This window comes from Cytobacillus sp. QJM3NY_8 (assembly GCF_056173585.1).
Map to the genome: position 1 here is coordinate 4,828,669 of NZ_CM149681.1, position 14,959 is coordinate 4,843,627.

10 protein-coding genes are annotated in these 14,959 nt (G+C 40.6%); 2 read left to right on the forward strand and 8 right to left on the reverse strand.

Annotated elements, in window-relative coordinates; all coding sequences use genetic code 11:
* Window positions 1-86: 86 nt before the first annotated feature.
* A complete protein-coding gene (locus AC0VZ9_RS24760) occupies window positions 87-767 on the reverse strand; it encodes a response regulator (RefSeq protein ID WP_019380801.1) in 681 nt (226 codons plus the stop codon).
* Between the two features lie 56 nt (window positions 768-823).
* Window positions 824-1,963, reverse strand: a complete 1,140-nt coding sequence (locus tag AC0VZ9_RS24765) for a sensor histidine kinase (protein ID WP_019380800.1) — start codon at window positions 1,961-1,963, stop codon at window positions 824-826.
* 410 nt (window positions 1,964-2,373) lie between these two features.
* On the opposite strand from AC0VZ9_RS24765, the gene AC0VZ9_RS24770 reads away from it, so the two are divergent.
* Window positions 2,374-3,012 (forward strand): YigZ family protein, encoded by a 639-nt coding sequence (locus AC0VZ9_RS24770; protein ID WP_475396824.1) that lies wholly within the window; start codon window positions 2,374-2,376, stop codon window positions 3,010-3,012.
* A gap of 87 nt (window positions 3,013-3,099) precedes the next feature.
* Complete coding sequence (locus AC0VZ9_RS24775) at window positions 3,100-4,188, forward strand: LCP family protein (protein ID WP_475396825.1); 1,089 nt, start codon at window positions 3,100-3,102, stop codon at window positions 4,186-4,188.
* Between the two features lie 376 nt (window positions 4,189-4,564).
* Here the strand turns inward: AC0VZ9_RS24775 and AC0VZ9_RS24780 are convergent, their stop codons facing one another.
* The 6 genes from AC0VZ9_RS24780 to AC0VZ9_RS24805 form a co-directional block, all read right to left on the reverse strand.
* Entirely contained in the window at window positions 4,565-5,614 is a 1,050-nt protein-coding gene (locus tag AC0VZ9_RS24780; protein ID WP_475396826.1) for an MraY family glycosyltransferase, read from the reverse strand.
* Window positions 5,615-5,862: 248 nt separating this feature from the next.
* Window positions 5,863-6,981 carry a polysaccharide pyruvyl transferase CsaB gene (gene csaB / locus AC0VZ9_RS24785; RefSeq protein ID WP_475396827.1) on the reverse strand — a complete coding sequence of 373 codons (1,119 nt, stop codon included), beginning with the start codon at window positions 6,979-6,981 and terminating at the stop codon, window positions 5,863-5,865.
* A 3-nt stretch (window positions 6,982-6,984) separates the two neighbouring features.
* Window positions 6,985-8,847: a DUF5693 family protein gene (locus AC0VZ9_RS24790; RefSeq protein ID WP_475396828.1), complete on the reverse strand. Its 1,863-nt coding sequence runs from the start codon at window positions 8,845-8,847 to the stop codon at window positions 6,985-6,987.
* Between the two features lie 32 nt (window positions 8,848-8,879).
* Window positions 8,880-10,445 carry a putative polysaccharide biosynthesis protein gene (locus AC0VZ9_RS24795; RefSeq protein ID WP_475396829.1) on the reverse strand — a complete coding sequence of 522 codons (1,566 nt, stop codon included), beginning with the start codon at window positions 10,443-10,445 and terminating at the stop codon, window positions 8,880-8,882.
* Window position 10,446: 1 nt separating this feature from the next.
* The gene (locus tag AC0VZ9_RS24800) at window positions 10,447-11,178 is read right to left on the reverse strand and encodes a WecB/TagA/CpsF family glycosyltransferase (RefSeq protein ID WP_475396830.1); all 732 of its coding nucleotides are present in this window, start codon (window positions 11,176-11,178) and stop codon (window positions 10,447-10,449) included.
* 433 nt (window positions 11,179-11,611) lie between these two features.
* The gene (locus AC0VZ9_RS24805; protein WP_475396831.1) at window positions 11,612-14,749 is read right to left on the reverse strand and encodes an SH3 domain-containing protein; all 3,138 of its coding nucleotides are present in this window, start codon (window positions 14,747-14,749) and stop codon (window positions 11,612-11,614) included.
* Window positions 14,750-14,959: the final 210 nt, after the last annotated feature.

A 14,959-nucleotide genomic window follows, 5' to 3' on the forward strand; every position in this document is an offset into this window, starting at 1 on the left:
CAAGTAATCACAATTATTCTTCCTTCGTTTTCCTGCAAAGCAAAAAAGAAAAAGCCCTATTAAAAGGACTTTTTCTCTCAATAATATTATCGCACCTCTACCCAGCCATTTTTGATCGCTACGACAACTGCCTGAGTACGGTCGTTCACATTCATTTTTTGCAGGATATTACTTACGTGGTTCTTTACGGTTTTTTCACTTATGTATAATGCTTCCCCAATTCCGCGGTTGCTTTTGCCATCAGCAAGGAGCTGAAGCACTTCACATTCACGGCGTGTCAGCAAGTGAAGCGGACGGCGGATTTCCACCTGTGAATAAGATGTGGTCCCTGTACCTTCTGCTGCAAGTCTGCGGTATTCATTTACCAGGTTGTGTGTCACCTTCGGATGTAAGTAAGATCCTCCATCAGCGACAACCTTTACAGCTTCGACTAATGCATCTGCATCCATTTCTTTTAAAAGGTATCCGCTTGCTCCTGTTTTAAGTGCGTGCGTTACATAATTCTCATCGTCATGGATGGAAAGAATGATTACCTTGGATTCTGGATATTTATTAATCAGCTGGCGGGTCGCTTCCACACCGTTTGTGTTCGGCATATTGATGTCCATGATAATTACATCTGGATCATACTCTTCTACGAGGCCCATGGCTTCACTGCCATCATCACCTTCTGCCACTACATTAAAGCTCTTTTCGAAATCTAAAATGCGTTTTACCCCTTCTCTGAATAATTGATGGTCATCAATTATGACGATCTTTGTATTCAAATGCTTCGCCTCCCAAATCTCCAGTTAGTTTTCTATCTCTATTCTTAAGGTGTTTCTTATTTCAATGGCACCTGGATAATAACAATGGTTCCTTTGCCTGGTTTAGAATCTATGGACATCTGGCCATCCAATAGTTCAAGCCTTTCACCCATTCCCATAATTCCAAAAGATCCAGGACGCTTCTCGCGAATATTGAAGCCCTTCCCATCGTCTTTGACGACTACGGCTACCCTGGTACAGTTTATTTCTATTTTCACTTGGATTTCTTTAGCATCCGCATGTTTTAGAGCATTTGTCACAGACTCCTGAATCAGACGGAACAGTGCGACTTCATATTGTGGCGGGAGCCTCTTCTCTTCGCCAACATTCGCGAAATATATCTTGGTGCTCCTGTGATACTCTTCGATCGTTGTTAAGTATTTTTTGAGGGTAGGTATTAAACCCAAATCATCAAGAGCCATTGGGCGCAAGTCATAAATAATCCTGCGGACTTCATATAAAGCATTGCGGACCATTTTTTTCAGGTCTTTTATTTCAGTAATGGCTTCATCAGCACCGCGCTCTTTGTATACCCGTTCAATTAAATCGGACCTCATCATGACATTCGCCATCATCTGGGCCGGTCCGTCATGGATTTCGCGGGACACTCTTTTCCGCTCTTCTTCCTGTGCCTCGATGATCTTCAGACCAAAATCCTGTTTGAGCTTCGCATCTTCAATGATTTCTCCCATTTGCTTTAAGTCACTGGTCAGATAGTTCATCACGACCGTAATTTGAGAAATGAGGACTTCCGCTCTATCAATGGTGTCATTAACACCAATAAGCCTTCTTTCAATATCATCACGGCGATCCCTCAGCTGTTTTTCAAGCTGACGGTTCATGGATAAATCCATCTGAAGCTGATGGGCCTTCTCATATGCTTCACGTACTTCAGACTCTGAATAATCCTTAAAATGCATGCTTACTTCAGAAAGGCGCTTTCTTGCAAACCGGGTTTGCACTTCCAGCTTATCCCCTTCTTCGATTACCTTAAGAACCATTTGTTTAACTTCCATAAGTTCTTCGGTTAAAGTCTTATGATCTTTACGGCATTGTTCACCTATACGGAAAATTTCATCTTTACTGGTGCCTACTGTTTGAACCATTTTTTCAAGAATAAGATCCAGAGTCTTGGAATCGAATTTCTTAATACTCATTTACACTCCTCCAAGGGCGTAACCCTTCCGCTATGTACCTTTATTTTAGCGCTAAATGAGTTAAGATACTATCTTTCCAGTCTGAAAATTATACCAAGTTACCTAAAATTCGGTAAAAAGGCTTAGACTTGTGATTTCACCCCATGTCTTATATCCTATATAAAAGCAGGGTAAACATGACTACCAAGCAAAATAATATGTATATTTATACCACTTAAAGATTAAAATCGGCACATTTTTTATTATAGCAGCATAAACATCAGAATTGTTTTCATTATAACATGGGAAAAAATGTTCTATATTAAAGTTTTATTACATTCTGTTAAAAAATTGATGTTGGGAAACTTGTCGAATTATAATGAATTTAGCTGAATTTTTTTTGTGCAAAGAGTTTAGAAAGGAGCGGTTCTGTGCTGCCCTCTTATTATACAGTTAAGGAATACGGAGAAAATGAAATCGAAATAGAAAGATCCAGGTTTATTGCTCATGTTGCCAGAGCAGAAACAGCAGATGAAGCCCTGGATTTTATTCAGAAGATTAAGAAGAAACATTCAAACGCCACCCATAATTGTTCTGCCTACTTAATTGGTGAAAACGACCAGATCCAAAAAGCAAATGATGATGGTGAGCCAAGCGGTACGGCTGGTGTGCCTATCCTGGAAGTGCTGAAGAAAAAAAAGCTGAAAGATACTGTGGTTGTCATAACCAGGTATTTCGGCGGAATAAAATTAGGAGCAGGCGGATTAATCAGGGCATATGGAAGGGCAACCTCTGAAGGATTACAAGCGACTGGTATTGTTGAAAGAAAACTCGTGACAGTGATGAAGACAAAGATTGATTATACCTTGCTAGGAAAGGTAGAAAATGAACTGAGATCTTCAATATACACATTAAAGGAAATCCAATATCTTGATACAGTAACAGTTGAAACGTTTGTTGAAGAGAATCAAACCGGGGCCTTTACTGACTGGATGACCGAATTAACAAATGGTGCTGGTGAAATTACTTTAGGTGACAGCCTATACCTAGAAGAAGAGGTAAAACTATAGTATACCCAAAAATTTTGTTTTACTAACCCCCCTAAAAATTATAAAATAACAATGGCACTCTTTACTTTTAAATAAAGGAGCATACAGATGTCTCATGATAGACGTTCAATAGTAATTGAAAAAAGAAAATCCAAAAGGAAGAGAAGAATCTTTATATTTATTTTCCTTCCTATTATCTTACTGACACTTAGCGCCACGGCTTATGGAACATTTTTATATAATAAAGCACAATCAGTTATGGAAGATTCATATAACCCTATAGATCGCACTACAAAGAGAGCATCTGCAGCTCAGCCGGATATAGATAATATTTCAGTTCTGTTCATCGGTGTGGATGACAGCAGCAAGAGGTCTTTCAGCACATCCTCCAGATCGGATGCGCTTATGCTTGCTACTTTTAATAAGGATTCCAAATCAGTTAAATTGCTTAGCATTCCAAGGGACTCTTATGTTTACATTCCAAAGTTGGGATACCAGGATAAAATTACTCATGCCCATGCGAATGGCGGCCCTGCAACCACCATTGAAACCGTGGAAGAGATGCTTGATATTCCAGTCGACTTTTATGTGAAAGTAAACTTCAATGCGTTCATCGATATAGTGGAAGCTTTGGATGGCATTAAAGTGGATGTCCCTTATGCTTTTTCAGAGCAGGACTCAAATGATACTCCTAATGCCATCAGTCTAGAGCCTGGCTACCAATTATTAAATGGTGAAGAAGCACTGGCATTGGCCAGAACAAGAAAAAAGGATAGTGATATCCAGCGCGGCGAAAGACAGCAGGAAATCCTGAAAGCCATTGTAAACAGAGCTGCTTCAGTTGGTTCTATTTCAAAGTATGCCAATGTCATTGAAGCGGTTGGAAAGAATATGGAGACTGATTTAACATTTGATCAGATGAAAGCATTCCTGAATTATGCAACAGAAGGATCATCGATAAATATTGAATCATTAAATATCGCTGGACAGGATATGTACCTGCCGAACAGCAACGGAAACCGCGTTTATTATTATGAATTGGATCAGACCAGCCTGGCAGAAATCCAGACCGAATTAAAAGGCCATTTAGATCTGAGCGATACAGAATTCGGACAAAATACAACGGATGATGCTGAAAATCAAGTACAGAGTGATAGTCAGACAGACTATGAGACTGAAGCCGAAAGTGAATATTAAAATGCAGAAACCTCCCAGCTCCAGCAAGAGTTGAGAGGTTTTTTTTTGTGGTTTACTTATAGACAAAAAAATACAGCCTATAAATGCTGTATCAGTTTTAATTGATGATATTTTGATTTTTTGAAAAGACTGGAATTATAAGGTGATGTAGAGGCCGAGCATAGGATCGTGTTATAAGTCAAAAACCAAAACTGATGCCACATAATCTTCATTTTCTTGACCATGTTATCACTCCTTAAGTTCCTTTACATAAAAAATAACATGGATTTGTTAAGCAAATATTATGTCAATGTTAAGAAATTTTTCGGAAATTGTTACATAAGCCCATTTGCATAAGCATAAAAATAAGCAACCTAATAAGGCTGCTTATATATCTTTATCTATTTTGAACTCTGCTCTTCAATCTTTTTAATAGCGGCTGATAATCCTTCCCCACTAATCCAATCACTTCCGCAAATAATTCAATTAAAAGCAAGATGACCGTGATGAATAATATGGCCCCCCACACTTTTGCCTGAGAAAAGATGATAGCCGCAAGGCCGAAGAAGACTGAAATCGCATAAATCATCAAAACCGTTTGCCTGTGTGTAAATCCTAAATTCAATAAACAGTGATGCAGGTGGGATTTATCTGGTGCTGATAAAGGCTTTTTATTCACTATCCGCCTGATGATCGCAAAAAATGTATCTGATAGCGGCACACCCAAAATAAGAATCGGGATGATAAACGAAATCACTGTGACATTTTTGAAACCCAATAGGGACAGCACACCAATGATATACCCTAAAAAGAGAGCACCGGTATCGCCCATGAATATCTTCGCCGGGTGAAAGTTGTAGATGAGAAAGCCCAATGTACTAACCAATACAAGGGTTGAAACAGCGATAACATAGGTATTCCCCATGATGATCGCCATACTTGATATGGTGATCAGAGCAATCGATGATACCCCCGCTGCCAAACCATCTAAACCATCAATCAGGTTGATTGCGTTCGTCACACCGACAATCCACAGAACTGTGATTGGGATGGCAAAATAACCAAATTTAATTTCCCCGCCAAAAGGGGTATTGATGGAATCAACATCCACTCCGCCCCATAAAACAACGATTAAGGCAGCTGCAATCTGGACAATTAGCTTTATTCTCGCAGAAAGCTCATATTTATCATCCAATACACCGAGAATGACAATCAGCAAACTCCCCGCCAGAATTGGAATATGGTACTCCTTGTCAGGCTGAAAAATGAACATTCCAAGCAAAAAACTAATATATATCGCCAGCCCGCCTAATCGGGGCATTACTTTTTGATGAACTTTTCTATGGTTAGGCTGATCAGTAGCTCCTATTTTCAACGCCAATTTTTTTACAAAAGGGGTCATAATAACAGAGCATAAAAAACATAATACTAAGGTCAAGTAAAACATAAAGACCCTCCTTATGAGTATAATGCCCCTATTTCACTTTCGGAATCAGGCATATTTTTCCTAACAAATGTATGTATATACCGAGCCTAATTATATCATACATCTGCATCAAAAAGTTTTTTTATTTTGACCTTGCTTCCAAGTATATTACAATTTTTTTAAAATTCCCTTCATCCTGATTCCTTATTTCGACATGAACTAAGCATTCCTTTAATAAGACGTTCAAGGCGCCATAATAGTTACATGATTTATCGTTTTTTCAGTGACCCCTCACCAATTTTATTCCCCCTCACCTCCTTTTCGAAAAAGTGAATAGCTTTTTGAGCCGTATTACACGCTTCCCGCTGAAGGTGCCCGATTGTTTCCTTTAGATGCGCGGTTTCTGCACCTTTGTTTTGCAAAGCGGATCTTATCGCTTTTGAAAGCGATGTACCATCCCAGCCTTCCTCTATCACATGACCTGCTACAGGCTGTCCGGCAATATCGGCGAAAGCTTCAATTTTCGGATCATAAGATACAGCAATAAAAGGCGTATAGGTGATCGAAGAAAAAATCAGGGCATGCAGCCTCATTCCAACCAGCAGATCGGACTTTCCGATGATGGCTATTTTTTCTTCAATGGAGGCATCATAAGGAGCAATATAGCTTTTCTCCTTCATTTTTTCAGCCGTTTCTTTAGATGCCTTTTCATCGTGTTTGCCGTGCATAGGGACAAAAACAATCTGCTTTCCTTCCTGCGCTAAGGAATCTAAAGCCTCGGCCATCTTTTGTTTATAATCAACGGAAGAAGGCCAATCTCTGACAGATACTGTAACAGCAGAACCCGTAAAGGCCTGCTTTTCCCACCAGGTGCTGTTCTGCTCTGCAAGCTTAAGCCCTAACACTGGATCTGGCACAATTTCGATTGGATTTTGGACTCCTATCCTTTCGAGCAGCTTTTTGGATGCCTGGTCACGTACCGTGATCTCCGGTTTTCTTAAAACCCTCTTCACAACAGCCCTGCTGAAAGGATGATGCAGCGGACCGATTCCTTGTGCATAGATAAATACCGGTTTTCTGATGAGATTAGCAAAATGAATCACGCCTGAGTAATAGGGAATCGACCTAAGTTTCGTCTCATCCTGCAGCAGACTGCCCCCTCCGCTTATCAAGCCGTCAGAAGCAATTAATGCTTTACATACTTCTATCACGCTCCAGCGGTCCACTGCCTTTACATTGTAAGTTTTCTCTGTAAGTGGAGGGTTATTCGATAGTACAGTTATATCAATTCCTGGTTCCTTATCCCGTAAAGCCTGGATGATCGAATAAAGAATCGCCTCATCCCCTACATTATCGAAACCGTAATAACCTGAAAGAACTACCTTCATTTATTAACACCTCAGTTTCCATTTCTTCTCGTAAATGGATCGTCCTTGTTTAAATAAAAATATAAATAACAGGCCGATCACTAATCCTAATGCAAGGCTGTAAAAAGTCCTCAGAAGTGAAATATAGAGAGGTATATGCAAATGGGTAAAGGTGTTAACAATAGATAAATACCCGATCACACCCGGTATAAGCAAATACAAGCCAATTTTTTGATGAAGCGGATAGATGTACAGCGCAAGCACAAAGAAAGGGAAGCCAATCAGAAATTCCTTCGTTCTCGGCCTTACATACATGACCTCTTCCAGCCATTGGCGAAAAGCCAGTTCAATGGAAGATACGCTCCCCGTATTTCCAGTCCGGCTTATATAGTACAAGCCGATAACGGTTATTAAACCAATAACAGCTAAATGCCAATACTGAACCTTCATGTTCAGAATGCCCTTGAGATCCCGCCAAAGCGCATAAATCATGACAAATAGGATCGGAACGATGTAGGTCAGCTTAACCCCGCGGAATGCTTCAATCTTCACCAAATATTCATTTCCATTCAAAAGTGAAGTAATAATGATAATACCCGCAAAGCTTATTAGAGCCGCCCGGCCATATGGCAGGAATATCCCTTTCCTATTTTTAATTGGGATGACAGCAAAAATCGGTGTAATAACGGCAACGAGTAAAGCAAGTCCCTGCAGCAGGACTTGGGCCTTCAGCAAAAAGGCTGCTGCCGCAATCAAAAATGTGCCTGCAAGCGCTGCATAGAATAAAGCCCGCCTGGAAAAAATCGCTTGTACAGCAATAGAGATGAAAAGGACAGCAGCCATCAAAGCCGGCAATTGACTCCAGAAAGGTACAGATATTGGATCAAATGCGTGGGCTTTACCAGCTTTATAATGGACTGGCATTTGGCTATTTATTGCCTGAATAAACTCTTCCGTATTCAAAAGTGCTTCTTCAGGCTCTGCCACGTTCTCCACTCTAATGAATAGCGAACGGATATTCCTTTCCTTTACGGCCCGAACAGCCCTATCCACGCCTTCCTCGATGCTTGGGACTTGATTCAAGTCAATGCTGTGCAGCCGGATCATATCAAAATCTATCGCTCTGGCCATTGTACCGATTCCAAGCTGATCGGCAAATTCAATAGCATAAACGGCTATATTCTCATCCTTCAGCTTTTGTGCAAAGCTTTTGATCTTCTCTGCATCCGGATAGCCGATGACTTCATCACCGGAAATCAAAAGACGATTTGATTTCTCATCTGCAAGATCAAGCAGCTGATTGAATACAAATGGATCTTTTTCATCCAAGGAATTAGGCATTCTAAAAACGACTGAAAGATTTGCCTTCTTAATTTCATCTATAATTTCTTCCGTATAGCCAATTGGTGTTTCATTGAATTGGGCACTGTTCAGTGCAGGAAAATGAATAAATTCCTTGTTCGCAATTCTGACTGTTTCTTCTGCCTGAAAAACATCCGTGAGCCGGCCTGTCAGCTCGTTTTCATTTTGGATATGTATATAAGCTCCTTCATTAGAAACCTGGTCGGCTACACCTTCCAAGCCGCTATTCAGGATAGACATTTCCTGGATCCTTCCGCCGGTCAGGACGTTAATATCCCCTATGTCCTCCAGGCTATTTAGGGTTTCAGGCTGAATACTGACAGCATGCAGCCCGGCATCTTTCAAATCCCGCAATACATCTCCCAATTGCAGACTGGGATCCTTAGATACCAGTGATTGAATATCCTGAAACGGAATAATCGTTTCATAATTCCGATTATTCCATTCAGCCTGATGCCTTTGCATAAGGCCAGGCAGCGTTAAAAGAAGAGATAGAATCAATAAACCCAGAACAGTTTTTTTCAATCTCGACATCCTTTCAAAGAAAGCAACGAATACTAATTTGTTCCTTTTGACTTCCATTTGTTCAATAAAGGCAAGGAGGCGATTTCTGTTTTATCAATACCCCTTGTAATAAATAAAAGGATAAAGTAGATGAAGGCACCCGCTATAACGACAGCTCCGGAAAATACCAAAGCTTTCATTCTGCTCCACTGTTCAATATCCGCATAAAGAATCGAAAGACTAATGAGGCCGCCCATAATGATGGAAGAAATCACGACAGCCGAGTCCTTCCACTTCCACACAGTGAACGGAACTGCCTTCTTAATAAAAATAGTATTGGCTATAAAAATGACCACATATACGGCCAGTGTTGAGTAGGCTGCCCCGATCAGGCCAAACACGCCGACCAGGATGATGTTAGCTGCTGCTTTAAGAACCACACCGAAGACAATGATATAGGCTGCCTGCTTGGCCAGGTTGATCCCCTGCAAAATCCCTGTACCCAGTACAGATAGAGAAGTAAATACAGAACTAAAGCCAATGACCGCCAGCACAGCGCTTCCTTCCAGGTCTTTAAATAAAGCCAAATTTAAAGGAAGGCTTAATGCCAGCAGCCCGAATGCTGCGGGCCATGACACAAGATGCGTCAGACGGTGAGTTCTCTCCAGGATCCCCCTTGCCTTTTCGTGGTTCTTTTCCGCCAGCGTCTCTGTTAATAGAGGGATTAGCGGAAGCACGATCGAGCTTGAGAACACAGTAGCGATTTGAACAAGTGATAGTCCCCGCCCGTAAATTCCATACATATAGGTAATATTTTGGTCAATATCTGCTTTCTTTAGACTATATGGAATGGTCACAGAATCCACGAAGTTCAAAAGCGCCATCGTGATGGCCCCAATACAAATCGGAAGGGAAATATAGAGAATCGTTTTTCCTGTTTTTAAAAAATCGCTGTATGAATAGTGAAACCCTTCTGATTTGGGCTTTAAAGTAGAACGGGCAAACAAAATCCGCAAATAAACAGCGGAAGCGGCAGCCCCTAAAATGGAGCCAGCCATAATGCCGGCTGACACCGCCTCATCGGAATAATCTCTTTCAACAAGCACATAAGCAATTATCAGGATAAATGCCACACGGACTAATTGCTCCAGCACCTGCGAAACAGCTGTTGGCCTAATATCCTGAAAGCCTTGAAAGTAGCCCCTGTACACAGCCATATAAGGTGCAACCAGAAGAGTGGCCGAAACAACAATTAAGGCTAACCGGGTGCTTGCGCCTCCCAGTACCGCCGCTATCGGTGCAGAAAAGCTATAGATAAGCGTAAAACTGGTCAGCCCAAACAAAAAGGCCAAAATCACTGCAGTGACATATATTTTATAGATCTTCTCGTGATCTCCATGCACATTGGCTTCAGAAATCAATTTGGAAATAGCAATCGGAATTCCTGCTACTGAAAGAATCAGCGCCACCATGTAGACAGGATAAACTAAGCTAAAAATACCCAGCACTTCATCTCCGGCAATATTCTGAAGCGGTATGCGAAAAATGCTTCCAAGTATCTTTGATGCCAAAGTGGCAATGGATAAGATTAAGGTGCTTTTAATAAACGCTTGCTTCATGCTAGCTTCTTGCTTTCTGCGCTAAAATCTTGAAAGCGAATCTCGGCAGTGCCATCATCCGTCCAAAACGGCTTGGCTGCTTTAACAGCCTGTAAAACCATTCCAGATTCATCCTTTGCCAGATTTCCGGCGCTCTTTTCACGGTCCCGGCAATGACATCAAAGCTGCCCCCGACACCAACAAACACACCTTTGTCAAATTGATGAATATTTTCAGCAATCCAATTTTCCTGCCTTGGCATGCCTAATGCCACAAAAATGAGATCCGGCCGCTTTTCAGCAATTTCCTGCTGAATATGTCTGCTTTTCCAGTCAAAAAACCCATTATGCGAACCGACTATTTTTAGCTGAGGAAATTGTTTTCCAATATTCCTTTCAGCCTTTTCCAGCGTTTCCTGCCTGGCCCCCAGCAGATACACACGGTGCTGGTGCCGGTCAGCTAATTGAAGCAAGTCCATCATCACATCATAGCCTGCTACCCTCTCAGGCAGCGGTTTATTTAACAGCTTTGCCGCCTTTACCACACCAATCCCATCTGCCGTTACATAGGTCGCCTGTTCCACCACCTTCATATACGACGGTTCTTCATTGGCCTTCATTACAATTTCAGGATTTGCCGTTATCACAAAAGCTTTTTGTTCTGCATTTATATGATGCTGCAATTGATCAACAAATTGAGAGCGGGTTGCATGAACAAAAGGAACACCCAAAATGTCCACATGTTCTAAATTCATAAGAAAACTCCTTGTCATCTTAAATTTTCTCCATTAATATACCACAAAAGATGAATGGCCAATAATCTGTACAAATAGCTTGTTGACAAGGATTGAATTTACAAATACTCCATGGCAGGCGAGACCCAAAGGAAATTCATTCAATAAAACTGAGCATAGTACCCTTTGAATAGACTATGAAACCTTCAAACCTTTTATCTCTTGAGGGGTACTTTTTAATAGAATATTTGATAAATAATGTGAAGTAAACAAGTGAGTAAGAAGTTTACGATTTTTAACAGGAGTGAAATATCAATATAAAAATATTTACAATGGAGAGATTTTTATTTGCATATTGGAAAGTCATAAGACTAATTGCGGACATGATCTGCGCGTATAAGGCAAAAAAAAAGAGCATGGGGCAGTAACTCTCCCCATGCTCTAATAAAAAGACTTAGTTATATTCAACAATCTCGAAATGCAATATTGGATTGTCCAACTTTTCATATAAACTCTTTAGATTCGGAACCTGTTTAACTGCCCAGCCCATATCGGTTGCATATTGCGGAAACCAACCGTTATTGTCTGTGTATTTATGGTTCCATCTCATTTTATATAAAGTATTTTGCCCTCTTTCAAAATAACTGTTGGATATAAATTGAGCTCCTCCAATTATTGCCTTTTCCGGAGAGGTCCACCCGGCATTATAAGCATGAAATGCCCCTAATCTTTCAGGATCACTGTCTTTAGCCCCAATTCCAAACATGTTATAGGTCACTTTAATATCCGTTAAGCTTGACCTGTTGCTGCTTGTAACTAAGGTTAGTTCTCCTTTGCTGTTCTTTCCTACTTCTATACCAGTTGCTAACGTAGAAGTTCCATGCCCTGTTTCCAATAAAGCATGAGATATTAAATAAATTTCATTAACAGAATGAGTTTTGCCAGCGTCAATAAAAGCTTGCCCTTTACCGTCTAATATTCCTTTACCTATGAGCACTTTATTTAATTCGGCTGCTGAAACACCCACACTCTTATCAAGAAGCAGATGCTGAAAACGATCGTTCTGAGCAGGGTCAAGATATTTAATGAAATCTGCTGTTTTGGCATTTCTCCAAACTGCGTTATATTGGATCTCATACCATTCATTGCTGCTGCTCACTATGGAACCCGATAGTTTTCTTACAAGCACATATTCAGAACCAGCTGATGCAATTCCATAGCTATGACTGCTTGTAGTAGCTGATTCTCTTATGTTGGAAGCACTCTTAACAACAGCTACATTGGTTATCTCCACCAATGAACTATGAACATATAATGTCTTCCCGCTATAACTGATTTTGTACCAGATGTCACTGCCGCTGACAACGGTCCCCTTAACTTTTCCCAGGATAGTAAAGGTTGTTCCTTTTTTATATGTTCCGTACACATTGCTGTCATTGTCAAGGTTTGGAGAAGATCTAAATCTCACACCTTCTGTTGTAGTAGCACCTTTTTCCACAATATCAGCCAAGCTGCTATGAATAAATCCGTTAGCACCACGATATAAATCTGTCTGCGGTGGCGGATTTAATTGTAATTGCTTATTCACCGCTTCATTAAGAGTAAGACCGTACTGTGTATAGGAGACAATGTTTGACGGCTCATTCCTAACATCGCTAACACTGATGTAGCCGGTATGGGCCTTTCCGTTAACATAGACCGTGGCTTTATGCCAGGAAGAAGTAAAAGTCTGTACCTTAAGCTCGCTTCCAATATTATAGGATTTGAGAACAGAGGCATTCCGTGATGCAAAGGTATACACATTTACTTTGTCTGAACTTCCCCACACCTTAAGGGTGGAAGGAGACTTCACACTGTTTTCCACGTCACTTGCTTTTATATAGCCCGTTGTCTTCTTCCCATTAATATAAACAGTGGCTGAATACCAGCCCGTAACAAAGGATTCATATTTTAATATACTTCCCTGTGCATAGCTCTTTAAAGTGTTCGAGCCAGTTGAAGGGCTTTGATACACTTTTGTAGGTGCTGTTAACCCTACACCTATAAATTGCTCCGGATTGGTTACCGGCTTTTCAACGTCCTTCGCTTGTATATATCCAGTTGTTTTCTTACCGTTAATATATACGGTAGCTGAATACCATCCAGTTATAAAAGATTGGTATTTTAAAATAGTTCCAACAGGATAAGACTTTAAGGTGCTGGAGCCGGCTGACGGGCGCACATAGACGTTTGTAGGAGAGGCAGTCCCAACTCCTATATAAGTCACAGGATTCTGAACAGCATTTTCCACGTCTGATTGTTTAATAAAACCTCTTGTAGCTTTCCCTTTAATATATACTGTTGCTTCGTACCAGCCTGGTATTAAGGAAGAATACTTTAAAACTGAGCCGGCAGGGTAACTTTTTAGGACACCGGAAGTTGAATCAGCTCTAGTATAAACATTAGTCGGCTGTTTTAAAGCGACACCATGTAAATCTATACTTGCTGCTTTTACTTCTACATCAGTTCTATTTATATAACCGATTGTTGCGGTACCATTTATATATACCGTTGCCTCATACCAGCCAGAAGTTAATGTTCTGAATTTCAAAACACTGCCAAGAGGGTAAGATTTTAGAACAGCAGAGCTGCGTGATGCTTTTGAGTAAACATTAACAGGTGATTTTACGCCTACTCCAGTAAGGTCACGTTTAGTTTGAATATTTTCAACATCAGATACTTTAATGAAACCAACTGTCGCTTTACCATTGATATAAACGGTTGCCCGATGCCATTCTGCTGTATAAGTCTCATATTTTAGCAGGGTTCCCTGATCATAGCTTTTAAGAATGCTAGAGCCGGCAGATGCCTGCTTATAAACATGAGTTGGATTAGCTAACCCAATCCCCTGAAGATTTGTCGATGCAGTGCTCATTAATGTCATGGTTTTCGAAGAGGATTGTATTTCAGTTTTATTGATAGGTTTCTCCTCTTCTTCCGTCTGGGCTGGTTCTTCAGAATCCATTATTGGATCCTGCTCTGCCTTTTCACCTTCTGCGGTATTAATATCCCCAGCATCTGACTGTTCTGGACTCAGCAGATCTTCAGTATTATCGGCCTGATCAGCCGCTGGTGGCTCAACTTCCTCTTCTGATGGGAGAGTTTCCTCTTCATCTGTGATGCCGGCTTCTTCATTATCAATCGGAAGGCCCATGTCTGAATCATCCTGTATAACTTCAGAAGCTTCCTCAGAGTTTATCCTGCTGCTTCGGAATTCATCCACTTCTAGAGCATCTACTACCTGGGCACTCTTTACATATCCATTCGAGATGCTGCCGCTTTCCGGATCGACATGCTTTACATAAGTAAATTCCAGTTCTTCTTCCAAAACCGTAACTTCAGTGTCATCCTCTAAAAGGATAACGATCTCTGATTCAATGGACTTATCATGATAAAGTTCAACTTCCTCGCCTATTTTTTCTGCAAATACTACAGCTGCTTTAGGTTCTTCATTATCTGATGCAAATGCATCAACTGGCTGAATGAATGCAGACTGCAATAATAATAGAAGAGTAAGAAAATAGAAACTAAATATTTTTACTGCTTTTTTCACTAATTGTATCCCCCATGTTAATCGCTTTCGCCTCACATGTAAGAACACATAAATAAGGTTTTCACTCATCAATGAATGAATCTATAATTATTCAAATGTCTTATTAAGTCCTTAACATGCCGGAAAAGAGCGCCTTTTTCTTAATTGGCTAAGGTCATTGTTTACCGATTTACCAGTGACAAAATGTATGTATGACTTATCTTTAACCTC